The organism is Kitasatospora sp. NPDC004669, from assembly GCF_040609455.1.
In the GTDB taxonomy this organism is placed as follows: Bacteria; Actinomycetota; Actinomycetes; order Streptomycetales; family Streptomycetaceae; genus Kitasatospora.
Genome location: NZ_JBEXKB010000011.1, coordinates 166358 through 181842, shown reverse-complemented (window position 1 = coordinate 181842; position 15485 = coordinate 166358). Strand labels below are relative to the sequence as shown.

27 protein-coding genes and 1 pseudogene are annotated in these 15485 nt (G+C 69.9%); all 28 read left to right on the top strand.

The window, feature by feature from the left end:
- The first annotated feature begins 6 nt into the window (after positions 1-6).
- The 28 genes and pseudogenes from ABZW30_RS12515 to ABZW30_RS12380 all read left to right on the top strand — a co-directional run bounded on the left by ABZW30_RS12515 (position 7) and on the right by ABZW30_RS12380 (position 15480).
- On the top strand, positions 7-618 hold the full coding sequence (locus ABZW30_RS12515; protein ID WP_355671039.1) for a hypothetical protein: 612 nt from the start codon (positions 7-9) through the stop codon (positions 616-618).
- Between the two features lie 183 nt (positions 619-801).
- Positions 802-1623 (top strand): MerR family transcriptional regulator, encoded by an 822-nt coding sequence (locus ABZW30_RS12510; RefSeq protein WP_355671038.1) that lies wholly within the window; start codon positions 802-804, stop codon positions 1621-1623.
- An 8-nt stretch (positions 1624-1631) separates the two neighbouring features.
- The gene (locus ABZW30_RS12505) at positions 1632-1784 is read left to right on the top strand and encodes a hypothetical protein (protein ID WP_355671037.1); all 153 of its coding nucleotides are present in this window, start codon (positions 1632-1634) and stop codon (positions 1782-1784) included.
- A 2-nt stretch (positions 1785-1786) separates the two neighbouring features.
- Positions 1787-1951: a hypothetical protein gene (locus ABZW30_RS12500; protein WP_355671036.1), complete on the top strand. Its 165-nt coding sequence runs from the start codon at positions 1787-1789 to the stop codon at positions 1949-1951.
- 1 nt (position 1952) lies between these two features.
- Positions 1953-2111 carry a hypothetical protein gene (locus ABZW30_RS12495; protein ID WP_355671035.1) on the top strand — a complete coding sequence of 53 codons (159 nt, stop codon included), beginning with the start codon at positions 1953-1955 and terminating at the stop codon, positions 2109-2111.
- A 32-nt stretch (positions 2112-2143) separates the two neighbouring features.
- Entirely contained in the window at positions 2144-2350 is a 207-nt protein-coding gene (locus ABZW30_RS12490) for a hypothetical protein (protein ID WP_355671034.1), read from the top strand.
- Positions 2351-2390: 40 nt separating this feature from the next.
- A complete protein-coding gene (locus tag ABZW30_RS12485; RefSeq protein ID WP_355671033.1) occupies positions 2391-2711 on the top strand; it encodes a hypothetical protein in 321 nt (106 codons plus the stop codon).
- Positions 2708-3418 (top strand): hypothetical protein, encoded by a 711-nt coding sequence (locus ABZW30_RS12480; protein WP_355671032.1) that lies wholly within the window; start codon positions 2708-2710, stop codon positions 3416-3418. The genes ABZW30_RS12485 and ABZW30_RS12480 overlap by 4 nt, the downstream gene beginning before the upstream one ends.
- Entirely contained in the window at positions 3415-3573 is a 159-nt protein-coding gene (locus ABZW30_RS12475; RefSeq protein ID WP_355671031.1) for a hypothetical protein, read from the top strand. The genes ABZW30_RS12480 and ABZW30_RS12475 overlap by 4 nt, the downstream gene beginning before the upstream one ends.
- 39 nt (positions 3574-3612) lie before the next feature.
- Positions 3613-3816, top strand: a complete 204-nt coding sequence (locus tag ABZW30_RS12470; protein WP_355671030.1) for a hypothetical protein — start codon at positions 3613-3615, stop codon at positions 3814-3816.
- A 314-nt stretch (positions 3817-4130) separates the two neighbouring features.
- Positions 4131-4328, top strand: a complete 198-nt coding sequence (locus tag ABZW30_RS12465; protein WP_355671029.1) for a helix-turn-helix domain-containing protein — start codon at positions 4131-4133, stop codon at positions 4326-4328.
- Positions 4329-4365: 37 nt separating this feature from the next.
- Positions 4366-4686 (top strand): annotated as a pseudogene (locus ABZW30_RS12460) (DUF1003 domain-containing protein); the annotation flags it as partial.
- Positions 4687-4781: 95 nt separating this feature from the next.
- Complete coding sequence (locus ABZW30_RS12455) at positions 4782-5123, top strand: HNH endonuclease (RefSeq protein ID WP_355671028.1); 342 nt, start codon at positions 4782-4784, stop codon at positions 5121-5123.
- Positions 5124-5296: 173 nt separating this feature from the next.
- Positions 5297-5779, top strand: a complete 483-nt coding sequence (locus ABZW30_RS12450) for a phage terminase small subunit P27 family (protein WP_355671027.1) — start codon at positions 5297-5299, stop codon at positions 5777-5779.
- On the top strand, positions 5766-7421 hold the full coding sequence (locus ABZW30_RS12445) for a terminase large subunit (protein WP_355671026.1): 1656 nt from the start codon (positions 5766-5768) through the stop codon (positions 7419-7421). The genes ABZW30_RS12450 and ABZW30_RS12445 overlap by 14 nt, the downstream gene beginning before the upstream one ends.
- A 9-nt stretch (positions 7422-7430) precedes the next feature.
- The gene (locus ABZW30_RS12440) at positions 7431-7580 is read left to right on the top strand and encodes a hypothetical protein (RefSeq protein ID WP_355671025.1); all 150 of its coding nucleotides are present in this window, start codon (positions 7431-7433) and stop codon (positions 7578-7580) included.
- Positions 7581-7612: 32 nt separating this feature from the next.
- A complete protein-coding gene (locus ABZW30_RS12435) occupies positions 7613-8794 on the top strand; it encodes a phage portal protein (RefSeq protein ID WP_355671024.1) in 1182 nt (393 codons plus the stop codon).
- A 3-nt stretch (positions 8795-8797) separates the two neighbouring features.
- Positions 8798-9499: an HK97 family phage prohead protease gene (locus tag ABZW30_RS12430; protein ID WP_355671023.1), complete on the top strand. Its 702-nt coding sequence runs from the start codon at positions 8798-8800 to the stop codon at positions 9497-9499.
- Between the two features lie 131 nt (positions 9500-9630).
- A complete protein-coding gene (locus ABZW30_RS12425) occupies positions 9631-11070 on the top strand; it encodes a phage major capsid protein (protein ID WP_355671022.1) in 1440 nt (479 codons plus the stop codon).
- Between the two features lie 67 nt (positions 11071-11137).
- Complete coding sequence (locus ABZW30_RS12420) at positions 11138-11464, top strand: hypothetical protein (RefSeq protein WP_355671021.1); 327 nt, start codon at positions 11138-11140, stop codon at positions 11462-11464.
- A gap of 2 nt (positions 11465-11466) precedes the next feature.
- Entirely contained in the window at positions 11467-12036 is a 570-nt protein-coding gene (locus ABZW30_RS12415) for a hypothetical protein (RefSeq protein ID WP_355671020.1), read from the top strand.
- A 12-nt stretch (positions 12037-12048) separates the two neighbouring features.
- Positions 12049-12654, top strand: coding sequence for a hypothetical protein (locus ABZW30_RS12410; protein WP_355671019.1), 606 nt, complete (start codon positions 12049-12051; stop codon positions 12652-12654).
- Positions 12654-13148 carry a hypothetical protein gene (locus ABZW30_RS12405; RefSeq protein WP_355671018.1) on the top strand — a complete coding sequence of 165 codons (495 nt, stop codon included), beginning with the start codon at positions 12654-12656 and terminating at the stop codon, positions 13146-13148. Before ABZW30_RS12410 ends, ABZW30_RS12405 begins: the two co-directional genes overlap by 1 nt.
- A 9-nt stretch (positions 13149-13157) precedes the next feature.
- The gene (locus tag ABZW30_RS12400; protein WP_355671017.1) at positions 13158-13376 is read left to right on the top strand and encodes a hypothetical protein; all 219 of its coding nucleotides are present in this window, start codon (positions 13158-13160) and stop codon (positions 13374-13376) included.
- On the top strand, positions 13376-14341 hold the full coding sequence (locus ABZW30_RS12395; protein ID WP_355671016.1) for a phage tail tube protein: 966 nt from the start codon (positions 13376-13378) through the stop codon (positions 14339-14341). Before ABZW30_RS12400 ends, ABZW30_RS12395 begins: the two co-directional genes overlap by 1 nt.
- Positions 14338-14799 carry a hypothetical protein gene (locus ABZW30_RS12390; RefSeq protein WP_355671015.1) on the top strand — a complete coding sequence of 154 codons (462 nt, stop codon included), beginning with the start codon at positions 14338-14340 and terminating at the stop codon, positions 14797-14799. Before ABZW30_RS12395 ends, ABZW30_RS12390 begins: the two co-directional genes overlap by 4 nt.
- Positions 14800-14816: 17 nt before the next feature.
- A complete protein-coding gene (locus ABZW30_RS12385) occupies positions 14817-15005 on the top strand; it encodes a hypothetical protein (protein WP_355671014.1) in 189 nt (62 codons plus the stop codon).
- Entirely contained in the window at positions 14995-15480 is a 486-nt protein-coding gene (locus tag ABZW30_RS12380; protein ID WP_355671013.1) for a hypothetical protein, read from the top strand. The genes ABZW30_RS12385 and ABZW30_RS12380 overlap by 11 nt, the downstream gene beginning before the upstream one ends.
- Positions 15481-15485 lie beyond the last annotated feature (5 nt).

Genomic DNA, 15485 nt, shown 5'->3' with positions numbered 1-15485 from the left:
ACGCACATGCTCGACTTCCCTGCCGGCGCCCGCCTCGCCCGCGAGCTCGCCGAGATTCCCCAGCTCGCGATCTACGCCCAACTCTCCGCCCAGCCCGGCGCCGGCCAGCAGGGAGCCCGCGTCTCCGGCGCCACCCGCACCCCGCCAGCGCCCCTCCGCATCCACATCGCCAGCTACCTCGGCCCCGCATCGCCCGGCGACGTCCACGACCCCTACGGCGACCAGGACGGCATCACCCCCCTCGTCGGCACCCTCGCCTCCTGGGCCCGCATTCACATCGAGGAGAGCAACCTCGGCGCCCCGCGCTCCGCCAGCATCGGAGCCCTCACCGCCTACCTCAGCCGCCGCGACGTCCTCGCGTGGTCCATCCAGCAGATGTGGGCCGGCGAGTACGCCAGCGAGATCCACGACGCCTGGCGGGTCCTCGACGGCCTCGCAGCCACCCGCCCTCGGCGACGCGCCCTGCAGCTGCCCTGCCCGCGGTGCGGACTGCTGTCGCTGTCCCAGGTTGACGGCGAGGACGCCGAATGCGGCAACGAGTCCTGCCGCGCCGTCCTGCGTCCCGACGACGTCGCCCGCCGCGTCGAGCAGTACCTCGCCATACACAGCGCAGCGTGACGCTCAGGACGCCCCAGGACGCTCCCAACTGGCGTGCGTCCTGGGGCAGTCCGGCAGCGTTGGAGTCGTGACAGACCATCATGAACCCTGCTAAAGTACCTCGTACGCGACAAAAAAGCGGCCCCCGTCGGTGTTGGTAGCACCGGCCGAGGGCCTGACCATCGAGAGACTGGACATCTCGCAATGGCTATCCGCGATCGTATCGCGGGCCTCCGTGCGCGCCGCAACACCCCGCGCACGTCGAGCCCCTGGTGGGTCAACGCCACCACCACCGCAGGACGCCCCGTCGTCCTCGCGTCCGCGCTCATCATGAGCGCCCCCGCCGAATATCACCTCGCCCAAGGCGCCGGATTCGGCGACCCCTACGCATTCGGCATGCCGCTCGTCCTCAGCTCGTACGCCGGCATCGCCGCCGTCGTCGCAGCGAACCGCCCCAAGGGAGCCCGAGGCCGCGGCTCCGCCATCGTCGGCGCCGGCGCTGCCCTCGCCCTCGCCATGGGCGCACAGATCATCGGCCACCTCGTCACCACCGGCTACATGAGCGGCCACTCCGCGTTGCTCGTCTCCGCCGTCTCCGCCGTCCCTCCGCTCGTCGTCGGCCACCTCCTCCACCTCGCCGCCACCCGCGAGGGCGCAACCGAGGACGCCATCGACAACGCCCAGGACGCGCAGGACGACGTCTACCTCGAGGAGACACCCGAGCCGTCCCCCGCGCCGCAGCCCATCCGGCAGCCCGTCATCCCCGCTGCCGCCCGCATGCTCCCCACCCTCACGCCGTGCGGACTCCCCGCACCCGCCGAGGACGCCCAGGACGAGTGGCGGGACGAGCAGGACGCCGACGGGCAGCCACGTCTCATCAGCGCCGCCGAGGTCGCCCGCATCGTGGGAGTCGAGCCCTCCACCGTCCGCAACTGGGTCTCCCGGGGACTGCTCGACGTCGCCCGCAAGGACGCCCGCGGACGCAACTGGTTCGACCCGGCGTCCATCCCCTCGCTGAACAACTAGCGAACCCCATGCCAGCCGCCCTGCTGTGGGCGGTCCCCGCCGCGCTGGCCTACGCCGGCCTCTACGTCGCCGCGGGAGACGACGCCCGCCTCACCCTGCGCCGAACCGGCGCCTGCGCCCTCATCGGTGCCACCTTTTTCGCACTCCTCGCCTGGAGATGACCATGGGCCTCTGGTCCAAGCTCACCGGCGGCCAGACCGCCGACACCACCCCGACCGGCCGCACCACCCGCGAACGCAAGCGCCGCAACCGGGAGATTCGCGACATCGACGCCGGCACCGCCAAGTGGGAACGCGCCGGCGGCCGCGGCCCCCGCGAGGGCCGCTGACATGCCGCCCTACGCCCTCGGGCCGCAGATGTGGCCCCTCGCCCTCCTGCTCCTCCTGATGCTCACCCCCAAGCGCATCAAGCAGATCGCTGGCGCCTGGCTCCGCTGGCTCGGCCTCGCCATCGCCGTCCTGCTCCTCATCCCATATCTGTTCAGCTGATCACTGGCTAACCCTGAAGGGAGCCCGCCCCGATGACCACTCTGACGTTGCGCCACTACGGAGCCGCCACGCCCGTTCCGCTCGGCCCCTACCTGGTGACCCTCACTACCGACGTCGGCTGGCAGGAGGGCGACATCATCGTCACCGAGCCGCGCACTCTCGGCACCCTCGCCGCCGAACTCACCGCCAAGTTGAGCCTGCCCGGAACGCTCGTCGACCTGGTGATCACCCAGCGCTAGCAGCTACCGGCCCCGACACCGCCTCGACCGAAGGATCACCATGGACCACATCACCCTCGCCATCGACACCGCCGCCCAGTACCAGATCGCCGCCCCCGAACAGGCCAACGCCGCCGGCGTCAACGGCGCCCAGGGCGGCGCCTTCATCATCGGCATCATCATCGCCGCCATCCTCATCACCAAGTGGCGATCCAAGGCGGGCGGACTCAGCGACGAGACCAAGAAGGCCGTCATCGCCGCCGTCGTCATGACCGTGTGCCTCTACGGCGGGAGCGGCATCGTCGGCTCCCTCCTCGGGCAGGTCAAGAGCACCGCGGACCAGACCGGCGCCACCATTCAGCAGACCAGCGTCGGCCGGTGACCACCATTCAGCGCCGGGCCGCCCACCGGATCTCTGCCGGATCCGCCGAGGTGGCCCGGCGCCTGGGCCGACAGGCGGCCGGCGCCAGCGTCTGGGTCAAGGTCGTTGGGGGAGTCTTCCTCTGGAAGGGCGTCCCGGTCATGCTCGACGCCGCCCACCACCAGCCCCTCCTCCCCGCAGGTGCCGCAGTCGCATGGAGCTGGGCCGCCTGGCGAGCCGGACAGCCAGACCTTCTTCCCGACTCCGGGAAAAAGGCAGCTCAGGAGCCGGATGACGGGGCAGCTACCGAAGCGACCGAGGACCCCGACGAGGACGACGAGCAGACCGAGTTCCTCCACCTGCTCCACCACCTGATGCCCGGCACCACCACCGGCAAGGACGACCGCATCCACCTCGCCCAGATCGCCCAGGAGTGGACCGGCAACCCCGCCGACACCGCCCCCGTTCGGGCCCTCCTCGCCGAGCTCAACATCCCCACCACCGCCTGCCGCGTCCCCGACCGGGGCTCCAGCACCGGCATCTACCTCCGCGACGTACCCCCACTCCCCGACCCTGATCGGCAGCCCCTCTCGGGCGTTGTTGCCGGGTCTGACCAGCAACAACAACAGCAACAACGCTCCGAGGCCGCCGCCCGAGAGGGGTTCTGGATCAAGGCCCACCCGGACCACCCGAACCGATCGATCATCGAATGGGAGAACGCATCATGACCGATCAGCACCTCGCCGCCGCCATCGCGGCGGACGACGCCGCCGAGGACGCCGGCATGCACGGCGACGACCGCCACACCTGCCACGCCCACCAGTGCTGGGCCGAGGACTGCGCCGACGACCCGATGCACACCAACCCCAGCGCACTCAGCTAACCCAGCCACCACGCCGCCCGCTTACCCGAGGAGAACGCCATGATCACCAACGACCCGGCCAACAACGCCTTCTACGAGGAGCGCTTCATCGCCATTCGCGACGCTGCCAAGGCCGGCGACATCAACGCGGCGGCCGGGCTCACCGTCACCGCCGTCAACGAGAGCGAGTTCAGCGGCCCGGACGCCGCCGACAGCACCTACCGGGCGCTGAACGCCGCCGCCGAGCGAATCCGCAACCGCTGACCACGCCCCGAGGCGACCGCCTAAGCCGCCAAGCACGCCGGCCGCCCCGGGCCTCCACCACCCAACACAGAGCAGAGGAGACGCCCATCATGGCCTACGCCAACGGCACCGAACAGCAGCCCGAACCGATCGTCGTCGAACGCGGCAGCGGCATCAGCGTCGAGTGGCCCCAGCCCGCACCGCAGACCGAGCAGTAGCCGGCCGCTTGCACAAGATCAGACCTTGTGTCACGCTGCTGCCAGCGCCACAAGTGCGTCCACTTCACGAAGGGCCCGACTCCGGTCGGGCCCTTCGTCGTTCCCGCAGGAGGTGCGATGGACCTCCTCACCGGACCTGAAGTCGCCACCCTCTGTGGCATCGACCCGGCCACTGTCCGCCAGTGGCGACGCCGCGGTCACCTCGCGCCCGCAGGCCTCGACGAACGCGGACGCCCGCTCTACCGGCAGATCGACGCCGCCCGCGCCGAGGAGCGAACCCGCAGACGCGCCGGCCGAACCCTCGCCGCGGCGTGAGTTGGAGGTGACCATGCCTGACGGAACCCTCGGCCAGCGCGCCGCCGACCGCGTCGCGACCGCATTCGGGAGCTGGCGGTTCATCGCCTGGATGACCGCCTTCATCATGGCGTGGCTCATCTGGAACACCCTGCTGCCGGAGCCGCTGCAGTTCGACTCGTACCCGTTCATCTTCCTCACCCTGGTGCTGTCGCTCCAGGCCTCCTACGCGGCCCCGCTGATTCTTCTCGCTCAGAACCGCCAGGCCGACCGTGACCGCCAGCGTGCCGAGCTGGATCTCACGACCGATACCGAGACACTCGGTCTCGTCCGCAGCATCGCCGCCCACCTCGGCGTGGACGTGCCCACCGCTGGCTGACCTGGGGGGTCAACGTCAGGGGGAGGGGCAACGCAGGGGGTCAACGTCGACCAACCCCGGCGCCAGCCTTAGCCAGGATCGGCACGGAGGCAGACATGCGCAGACGCCAACGCCCTTGCCTCGACTGCGGCAAGCTCACCCGCAACCCCAGCCGATGCGATCAGCACCAGGCAGCGTGGCAGTCCAGGCAGAACCAGCTCCGTGGCAGCGCCACCCAGCGCGGCTACGACAGCCAGTGGCAGCGCGTAGCACGAGCAGCAGTAGCCCAGCACCGGGCCATCTATGGCGACTGGTGTCCCGGCTGGCAGGTGCCAGCACACCACAGCACCGACCTCACAGCAGACCACGTCGTACCCCTCGCGCGTGGCGGAGCGAGCACGAGCGAGAACACCCGAGTCCTGTGCCGCTCATGCAACAGCCGCAAGCGTGACCAGTGAGCAACCCGGCCCGGCTGTCACGGTGCGTGATGGTTGTCGCTGCGAGTCGCGGCTGACCGGGGGCGGTCAAATCTTCAGACCATGATCGTCTTCGGACCCGGCCCCCCAGCCCCCACACACAGCCGCGAAATTCGACCCCGGGGGGCCTCGACCCGGCCGAGGGGGTGTCGATCTTGCCCGCAGGACGACCCCCAACGCCCACGGAACGTAAGCGCCGAACTGGCAACCCCGGCAAGCGACCGCTGCCGGACGCCTCGAACGTCGTCGCGCTGCCGCCCGTCGAGGATCGGGCACCCGATCAGCTCGGTCCGGCCGGCCAGGCGGTGTGGACGCTGGTCGCCGACCAGTGCAAGTGGCTGGCCGAGACGGACCGGCCGACGCTGGTGATGCTGTGCGAGAAGTTCGACCGCCGCCAGGACTTCATGGCCCGGCTGGAGGCATCGGACCCGGTCCTGTTCACGGAGAAGGGCTACGCGTACGCCAATCCGCTGGTCGGGATGCTATCGACGCTGGAGACGGAGATCGCCAAGCTCCTGTCCGCGCTGGGGCTGACGCCGACGGACCGCACGAGGCTGGGGGTGGCCGAGGTGAAGAAGGAGTCGGCGCTGGAGCAGATGCTGGCCCGGCGCCAGAAGCGCACCAGTGGCCAGGCGTAAGGCGGCGCCCCCGAGGTTCCTGAAGGTCCTGCCGCGGGGGCCACAGCTGTGGGATCCGTCGAAGTCGGCCTGGACCGAGGACAACACGGACGGCGTGTTCGCCTGCGAGCTGATCGAGTCGTACCTTCGGCTCACGAAGGGCCCGGCCCGCGGTGAACGGGTGCAGCTGCGGGCATGGCAGGCCGACACGATCTGCGACATCCTGCGCCTGGACGGCAAGGGGCGCCGACAGTACTGGACGTACCTGCTGCTGGTGCCACGCAAGAACTCGAAGTCCCTGCTGGGCGCGGGTCTTGCGATCGACGGCCTGTTCGACGAACCGGGCGCCGAGGTGTACTCATGCGCTGCGGACAAAGAGCAGGCGAAGATCATCTTCCGGGAGGTCCGGCAGGCCGTCGAGATGTCCCCCGAGCTGGACGGCAAACAGGGCGGCCTGCTCAAGGTCTACCGCGACGCCATCGAGTACCCGGCGACCGGATCCGTCTACCGGGCACTCAGCAGCGAGGCGTTCACCAAGGAGGGCCTGAACCCGAGCAGGACCCTGTTCGACGAGCTGCACGCCCAGCCGAACTGGGAGCTGTGGAACGTCATGAACCAGGGCTCGGACACCCGTCAGCAGCCCCTCCTCATCGCGATCTCCACCTTCGGCGTGCGCACGGACTCCTCCGGCGAGGACTCGGTGTGCTACTCGCAGTACCAGTACGCGAAGAAGCTGATGTCCGGTGAGGCAGAGGACCCGCGGTACGGGGCCCGGATCTGGGAGACCAACGACCGTGTCCGCGGCTTCGACTACACCGACCCGAAGGTCTGGGCAGCCGCCAACCCGGCGATGGGCGACTTCCTCGACGAGGAGAAGATGCTTGCCGCGCTCCGCAAGACTCCGGAGGCGGACTACAAAACGAAGCGCCTCAACATCTGGGTCTCCAACGCCAAGACGTGGCTGCCGGACGGTGTGTGGGAGACCTGCGCTCGCCCGGACATCGCCATCCCGGACGGCGCCGAGGTGTGCCTTGGCTTCGACGGCTCGTTCAACGGCGACAGCACCGCACTTGGCGTCGTGTGGGTGCCTGAACGGCTGGCGTTCGATCCGGACGACCCCGAGCACGCCGACCTGGACGACGCCGAGAAGCAGAAGCGCTTCGTCGAGCTGAACGCCGGCCTGCGGCTGCCGCACGTCGACGTGGTGCAGCTGTGGGAGCGGCCCCAGGACGCCCGTCCGGACTGGACTGTGCCAGTGCTGCAGGTCGAGGACGCCATCCGTGCCGCGTGCAAGAGGTGGCAGGTGCGGGAGATCGTGTGCGACCCGGCGCGCTGGGCCCGCACCTACCAGGTACTTGAGGACGAGGGCCTGCCGGTGGTGGATTACCCCCAGTCACCCGCCCGGATGGTGCCTGCCACGTCAAGGTTCTTCGAGAGCGTCATGAACCAGCGGCTCACGCACTCAGGTGACCCGCGGTTGGCCCGGCACATTGGCAACGCCGTGACGAAGCCGACCGCGCGCGGCTTGATGATCTTCAAGGACTCGAAGGGTTCGCCCCGGAAGATCGACCTGGCTGTCACCTCCATCATCGCGCTCGACCGCGCCTGCCAGACGCCCGAACCCGAGCCCGTACCCCAGTTCTTCAGCTGGGCCGACCTGTAGGAGGTGCCCGTGCGTCCTCGCCGACGTCTCATCTCCGACCTGGTCGACGTGGCCGGTCTCGCCTGTCTGGACGCGGCGGCGTGGTGGCTGCACCCGGTGGCGGGCCTGGCCGTCGCCGGTGCCGCACTGCTGCTGATCGGTTGGGTGATCGACCGGTGAGCCTTCTCCGTCGCGCGGCCGAGCGTCGCGTCATGCAGCAGTGGGGCGATTCGTCGATCCCTACGAACGGCTGGTCGATGGCGGGTCTTTCGGCAGCTGGCGTGCCGGTGTCCGACCAGTCGGCGATGCAGCTGTCAGCGGTGTGGGCATGCGTTCGCATCCTCTCGACGGCGGTGTCCGGGCTGCCGATGGTGGCGATGCGCCAGCGCGGCGCCGTCACCGAGCCGGTCCCGGATCAGCCGACCATCGTCGCCGACCCATTCGGGGGCGCCAACGACCTTCGCTACCTGTCCCGTCGGGCCGGATTCCAGCAGCTCGCGGTCAGTGTGGGCATGCGCGGCAACGGGTACGGGCTGATCTTGTCCAGGGACTATCTGTACCGGCCGAGCCGTGTCGCCGTCGTCCACCCGGACCGTGTGAAGGTCGACTGGGGCGACGACGGCGCCCGCACTTACCAGGTTGACCGGCAGCCGGTCCCGGCCTCCGACATGATCCACCTGATGGGCATGTGCCTGCCCGGCGAGCCGACCGCGATGTCCCCGATCGCCTACGCCCGGCACTGCATCGGACTCGGCCTCGCCGCCGAGCAGTTCGGCGGCCACTTCTTCTCTCAGGGGGCCCATCTGTCTGGCGTGATCACTGTCGAGGGCGACCTCGACAAGCAGCGTGCCCGCCAGATGAAGGAAGCGTTCGAGGCAAGCCACAGCGGCTTGTCCAACGCCCACGCGATCGGCGTGCTGTCCGGCGGCGCGAAGTGGCAGTCGATCAGCGTCACTCCCGACGACGCCCAGTTCCTCGGTACCCGCGCGGCGGCGACGTTGGACATCGCGATGCTCTACGGGATCCCGCCGCACATGCTCGGCCAGGTCGACCGCACGACGAGCTGGGGAAGCGGCATCGAGCAACAGGGTATCGGCTTCCTCGCCTACACCTTGGAGCCGTGGATCGGCATCTATGAGGACGCGTGGTCGGCGATGCTGCCGCGTGGCAGCACGGCCAAGATGGACACGACGGCCCTCCAGCGCACGGACACTGCCGGCCGGTACGCGGCCTACACGCAGGCCCGCACGAGTGGCGTCCTGACGATCAACGAGGCCCGCGCCAAGGAGAACCTGCCGCCGGTCAAGGGCGGTGACGACATTTTCGCGCCGCTCAACTCTGCCCACAGCGGCGCCACCGATGCCCCTGCCGAACCCATGCCCCCCGGAGAGTGAGCCATGGACCTGTCCGCACGGGCCGCACGGCCCACCACCGTCCAACGCCGCTCGACACCGTTCCAGGGCGTCGAGCTCCGCTCCAAGGCGTCCGGGACCGGCGGCGAGACGCTGACCTTCACCGGGTACGCGTCCGTCACCGAGCAGGGCTACGAGATGGAGGACTGGCTCGGCTCCTACACCGAGGTAGTCCGTTCCGGCGCGTTCAAGAAGACCCTCAGCGAGGGCGCCGACGTGCCGTTCCTCGTCAACCACGGCGGCCTCACGCTCGCGCGCACCAAGTCCGGCACGCTCCGCCTGGCGGAGGACGACACCGGCCTGCACACCGAGGCCGACCTCGACCCCGCCTCGCCGCATGTCCAGGCCCTGCGCTCCGCGATGGAGCGTGGCGACGTCGACGAGATGTCGTTCGGGTTCTGGGTCACCCGCCAGCAGTGGTCCCCTGACTACGACCAGCGGGACATCCTCGAGGTCAACCTCTCCAAGGGCGACGTCTCCGTGGTCAACTATGGCGCCAACCCGAACACGGCCGGAGCCCAGCTGAACGCCCGCGAGGTCGGCCAGCAGCTGGAGCGTCTGTCCGCCGACGACCGGCGCGCGCTGTACGAGCGCCTGGCCGCCGAGTTCACCCCCGTGCCCGAGGAGCCCGCAGCGCCGACCCTGCTCGGCCTCGACCAGGCCCGGCTCCGCCTGCTCTCCCTCTGACCAACCCCGCCTGTCGACCGCGCCGGAGCCGCGCCGGCGGCCACGCCGCACCCTGTGCACCTGGCCACCACCCGGACCACCACCCGAGCAGCAGGCACGCCACCACCACCTCACCGACCGAAGGAACATCCATGTCCCGTGAGTTCATCACGGCCCTCCAGGAACGGCGTGCCGCGCTCAAGACCGAGCTCGGCGAGATCCTGAAGGCCCCGACCGCCGAGACCCGCAATCTGAACGACGACGAGCGCTCCCGCTTCGACGCGACGGAGGCGGAGGTCCGCCAGATCGACGCGCGGATTGCGGAGCTGGACGAGCAGATCCAGCGCGACGAGCAGGCCGCCGCCACCGCCAAGCGGTACGCGCCCACCGCAAGCGTCACGGTCACCTCCGAGCCGAAGACCTACCAGCGCGGCGGCGGCCACTCCTACTTCCTGGACCTGATGAGGGCCCAGATCGGTCAGGGTGACGGCGACGGCGGCGTGAACGCGGCCCGCGAGCGTCTCGCCCGGCACCGGTCGGAGCTCGACGTCGAAATGCCCAAGCGGGAGCGTCAGCGCTCCGCGCGCGCCGAGCAGGAGCTGCGCGGCGTTGACCAGGCGTCCACGTTCGAGCGCCGCGTCAACCCCAACCGCACCGACGGGCAGGGCGGCTACTTCGTGCCGCCGCTGTGGCTGATCGACGAGTACATCGACCTGCCGCGCTTCGGCCGCACCATCGCCAACAGCGTCCGCAACATGACGCTCCCGGCCGGCACCGACTCCATCAACGTGCCGAAGGTCGCGACGGGCACTCTGACCGGTGTGCAGACCGCCGATGCCGCGGCGGTGACGTCCCAGGACCTGACGGACACGTTCGTCAGCGCGCCCGTGCGCACGATCGCCGGCCAGCAGGACATCGCGATCCAGCTCCTCGACCAGAGCCCGGCGTCGTTCGACGAGATCGTGTTCCACGACCTCCACGCCGACTACAACCAGAAGCTGGACACCCAGGTCATCAGCGGGTCCGGCGTGTCCGGACAGCTCAAGGGCATCCTGAACGTGAGCGGCATCAACGCGGTGACGTACACCGACGCGTCGCCGACGCTCGGCAAGCTCTATGGCCCGCTGATGCAGGCCATCTCCCAGTCGGCCCGCAACCGCAAGATGATGCCGACCGCGGTGTTCCTCACCCCGGCGCGCTGGTTCTGGATGGCGTCCCAGCTCGACGCCCAGAACCGCCCGCTCATCCTGCCGGACACCTCCGCGCCGTGGAACCCGCTCGCCCTGCAGACCGGCGGCGACACGGTTGAGGGCCCGGTGGGCAGGATCCTGAACTTCCCGCTGCTGGCGGACGGCAACATCCCGGCGAACCTCGGCGCGGGCACCAACGAGGAGCGGATCATCGTCTCCCGCACCTCCGACATGTACCTGTGGGAGGGCGCCATGCGCACGCGGGTCCTGCCCGAGATCCTCTCCGGCACGCTCCAGGTGCGGCTCCAGATCTACAACTACGCGGCGTTCATGCCGGATCGGCGTCCCGAGCAGATCTCCGTCATCTCCAACACCGGCCTCATCGCGCCGGTCGGTTTCTGATCCGACCCCTGACCGGCCCGCCACCCAATCCCCCAGGGTGGCGGGCCCTCCCCACGGAGGACACCCCATGCACGATCGGATCGCTGAACTGCGAGGCCTGCGAGCCGAGCACACCCAGCACACCCAGAGCCGCGACGGAGAGCGCGCCGGCCAGGTCGAGGCGGCCATCGCCCGTGTCGTCGCCGCGGTCGACGCGGACATCGAGCGCCTGGAGAACGAGGCCGCCGACCTCGCCGACCGCGGCCAGCACTTCCCGGCTGCCGACCGGGCCGAGCTCGCGCGGATCCTGCGCGCGGGCCTGGCCGAACTGGCGCTCCCCATGCCCGCGAAGCGCGGCGCCGAGCAGACCGCCGCGGCTGCCCCGGCGCCCGAGACGGCGAGAGGCGGCGAGTAACGATGCCCCTGGTCAACGGCCGCTACGGGCCCAAGAACCCGAGTTGGTTGCTCGCCGGGCAGCCAGCCGGCCTCAACCGCGAGAACATCCCGCGCCCGCTCGTCCTCAACGACAGCGCCATCATGACGAGCGGCATCATGCTGGCCACCGCTTTGCCGCTGTACGCCGGCGACACCGTCACCAGCCTCACGTTCGCCTCCGGCGCCACTGCGGCCGGCACCCCCACGAACTGGTGGGTCGCCCTCTACGACACCGCTGCGACGCCCAACCTGCTCGGGCAGAGCGCCGACCAGCTCACCGCGGCATGGGCGGCGACGACCTCGAAGACGCTGCCACTCTCGAGCCCAGTGCAGATCACGCAGACCGGCATCTACTACGCGGCACTCATGGTCAAGGCCACCACCCCGCCCAGCCTGGTCGGTCTGGCCACCCTGACCGGCGCCGTCACCGGCATGGTCACCGGCGACAAGACCCTGACCACCGTCAGCGGGTCCGGCCTGACCGGCACCGCGCCGGCCACGATCGCCACCCCGTCCGCGAGCGCGTTCGTGCCGCGCGTGGTCGCCACGTAGCGAGGAGGTCCGGTGAGCATCGTCGACCTCGCCTCGGTCAAGCTGCACCTGAACATCCCCAGCACCGACACCCGGCAGGACACCGAGCTCGCCCGGTTCATCTCCACCGCCGACGACCAGGCCCGGTACGTTTGCGGGCCAATCACGGCGGAGCTGCACACCGAGTGGCACGACGGCGGCCGGCCGGTGATCTCCCTCGACTGGCAGCCCGTCTCCTCGGTGACGAGCGTGACCGAGTACGTCGCCTCGTCGACGTGGAACTTGACCGAGCAGCCACTCGGCGGCGGGGGGATGGACTCGTACGGCTACACCACGGATCTCGACCGGGGGACGATCACCCGGCGGGCAGTCGGCATGGACGTGCCGTTCCCTGCTGGGCGCAAGAACGTCAAGGTCGTTTATACGGCGGGCACGGGCGCTGTGCCGCCGACCGTGTTCCTCGGCGCCCTCGAACTCGTCCGACATCTCTGGCAGATGACCCAGCAAGCGGGGCGCCCGCGGTTCGGCTCCGCGGGTGGCCTCGATGCCGACGGCGCCCTCGTGCCGATGGGATTCGCGCTCCCGGCGCGGGTGCTGGAGTTGTGGGCGCCGTTCCGCCGGCCGCCGGGGGTGGCCTGATGGCCATCCCCTCCAGCTCCGTCCCAGCCGCCCGGCTGTGGCTGTTCAACTCCCTCAAGGCCGCGCTCACTCCCGACCCGGGCGTCGCCTCGGGCCAGGGCTCGTACGGCGACGCGAACGCGTCGCTGCTGGTGTGCCTGGACGCTCCGGGCACCTACCAGCCCGAGGATATTGTCGCCGTTGGCAAGGTCGACCGGACCATCAGCATCTCCTCCATGGTCGGCAGTGGTGGCGCTGGCTGGCTCCAGGAGCACTACACCATCGAGATCACCGTCGAGTGTGCCCGCGCCACCGACGACAGTCAGTCCGCGTTCGAGCGCGCCGCTGCCCTGATCGACCAGACCACCGCTGTCGTCCGCACCGACCCCACCCTCGGCGGCATCGTCCTGTGGTCCCGGCCGACGCGTTCCGACCTGGAGACCGTTTGGGCGGACGACCACTCCCACTGGGTCGCCACTGGCACCCTCACCGTCGAGTGCAACCAACGCATCTAGGAGGCTCCCTTGCCCCGTCTCACGTATCAGGGCGAGGAGGGCCGCTACTACCCCTCCCTCGCCCTGACCCCTAACCCCGGCACCACGTACGACCTCGACGCCGATCCCTGCGACGGCCGGTGGACGCCGGCCACCGACGCCGGAGCGTGGACGATGCAGCCCGGGTTCGAGCCCGGCGTCGCCGCACCCGTCGAGGCCGAGCCCCACGACACCACCGGAGGTGAGTGATGCCCCAGCCCACCGCCCGCTCATTCCTCGGCATCGCCAAGGAGGCGACGTTCGGCACGCCGGTGGCCGCGACCGCCTTCCTTGCGGTGCGCGATCTGAAGCCCAAGGAGAAGCTGAGCCTCCTCCCGGACAAGGGCTACCGGGGCTCCATGGTCGAGATCTACGACGAGATCTCCGGCCCGATCTGGGCCGAGTACGAGTTCGGCGGCGACGTCTTCCCTGACACTCTCGGCTGGGTGGCGACCGGCGTCCTCGGCGACCTCGCCACCACCGGTGCGAGCGCCCCGTTCACGCACACGGCGGCCGTCCTCAACGCCGGCACCGCCCAGCCGCCGTCCTACACGCTCTCCGACTACTACGCGATCAGCACTAGGCAGTTCGCCGGCACCAAGTTCTCCGAGCTGGGCCTGAAGTTCAACGGGGATGGGCTGTTGGAGTACTCGGCCAAGGCGGTGACGCTCGCGTCCGCGACGACCTCCGCGCCGACGCCGTCCTACACCGCGGTCACGCCGATCGCCGCGTGGCAGGGCGCTGTCACCATCGGCGGCACGACGGTCACGACCCTGATCGACGGCGAGTGCACCATCAAGCGGCCCGTGACGCCGATCCACACCGCCGACGGCACTCAGGCCCCGGCCGCCCTGTGGTCCGGCCCGGTCAGCGTCAGCGGCAAAATGACGCTGATCATGGAGGACGACTCCCAGCTGACCAACTACCTGACGAACGCGAAGCCGTCGCTCGACTTCAACTTTGCCCAGGGGAGTGGCGCTTCGGCGGTACAGGTCAAGCTCCACATGTCCAAGGTCGCCTACTCCAGCGCCGAGATCAGCCGCGGCAAGGACTACATCGAGCTGTCCGTCAACTACGAGGCGCTCGCCAACACCTCGGACGTCGGAACCTCCGGCGGCTACAGCCCCATCAAGGTCACCCTCCAGAACGCCATCACCTCCGGGACGTACAAATGACGATCGACATCACCACCGCCAGTCGTATCCCGCTCCCCGGGGGCGCCTGGGCCGACCTGCGGCCTGTACAGGACATCACCGAGCGGCACCGGCGTCCGATCCGCAAGCTGTCCACCGGTCTGCTCGGGCACGCGGACTTCGCGGCCGCCGTCGCCGAGATGCAGGCCTCGGGCAAGGACCCGTCCTCGCTGTCTCCGGATGAGCAGCTGCGCGTCGCAGCTGGCATGGGCAGCGCGTTCGACGACCTGGAAGCCATCCAGGACCTCCTCGTCGTCGCCGCCGTGCGCGGCTGGTCGTTCGACGCGATCCCGGTGTCGGTGGACAGCCTCCTCGACCTGCCGGGCCCCGCACTGGACGCCCTGCGCGCCGCCGTCGCCCCCTACCAAGGCGCCCTCAACCCGAACCTCCGCGAGCCGAGCCCGGACCCGCAGTCCCCTACCGAGCCCTCCAGCGCCTGAAGAACGCCCTGGAGGGGATGGCGGTCGACCCGGCCCGGATCCCGGCCGAGGAGTACCGCATCTGGCGGCTGTGCACCCTGCTGCACTGCACGCCGTCGCAGCTCGACGACGAGGCGGCGCTCACCCTCGACTGGCTCATTGCCGTCGACGACACCGTCGCCAAGGCGAGGGCCACCCTGGAGAGGAGGGCGGCCGATGCCCGGTGAGATGCGCGCCGTCGTTCGCGGCGTGAAGGAGGCCGAGGCGGCGCTGGTGAAGATGGACGCGAACATCGACGTCGCCACCCTCAAAGCACTGAAGGCCTGCCAGGGGCTTGCGAGGAAGTCCATCAAGGGGCAGCTGCGCGGTCGGCCGCGTTGGGACCACCGCGGCAAGTCCAGCCGGACCGGCGACACCGTGCGGCTCAACCTGAACCCGCACGTCGTCGCGAAGTCGGGCGGCCCCGGTCGTCTGACCGGGGCCCTGTCCCGGTCGATCCGCTCCAACAAGAAGCCGATGCCGCTGCCCGGCGGAGGCTTCAACGGCGTCGTGTTCGCCGGCGGCCGAGGCGGACCCCAGAACCTCTACAAGGGCCAACTCGAGGGACAGTTCCCGTACTTCAAGCCAGGCGTGGACAAGGCCGAACCGAAGATGGCTGGCATCTGGGCTGCGGCATGGGGCCGAGCCACCGAGAAATTGTGACCCAT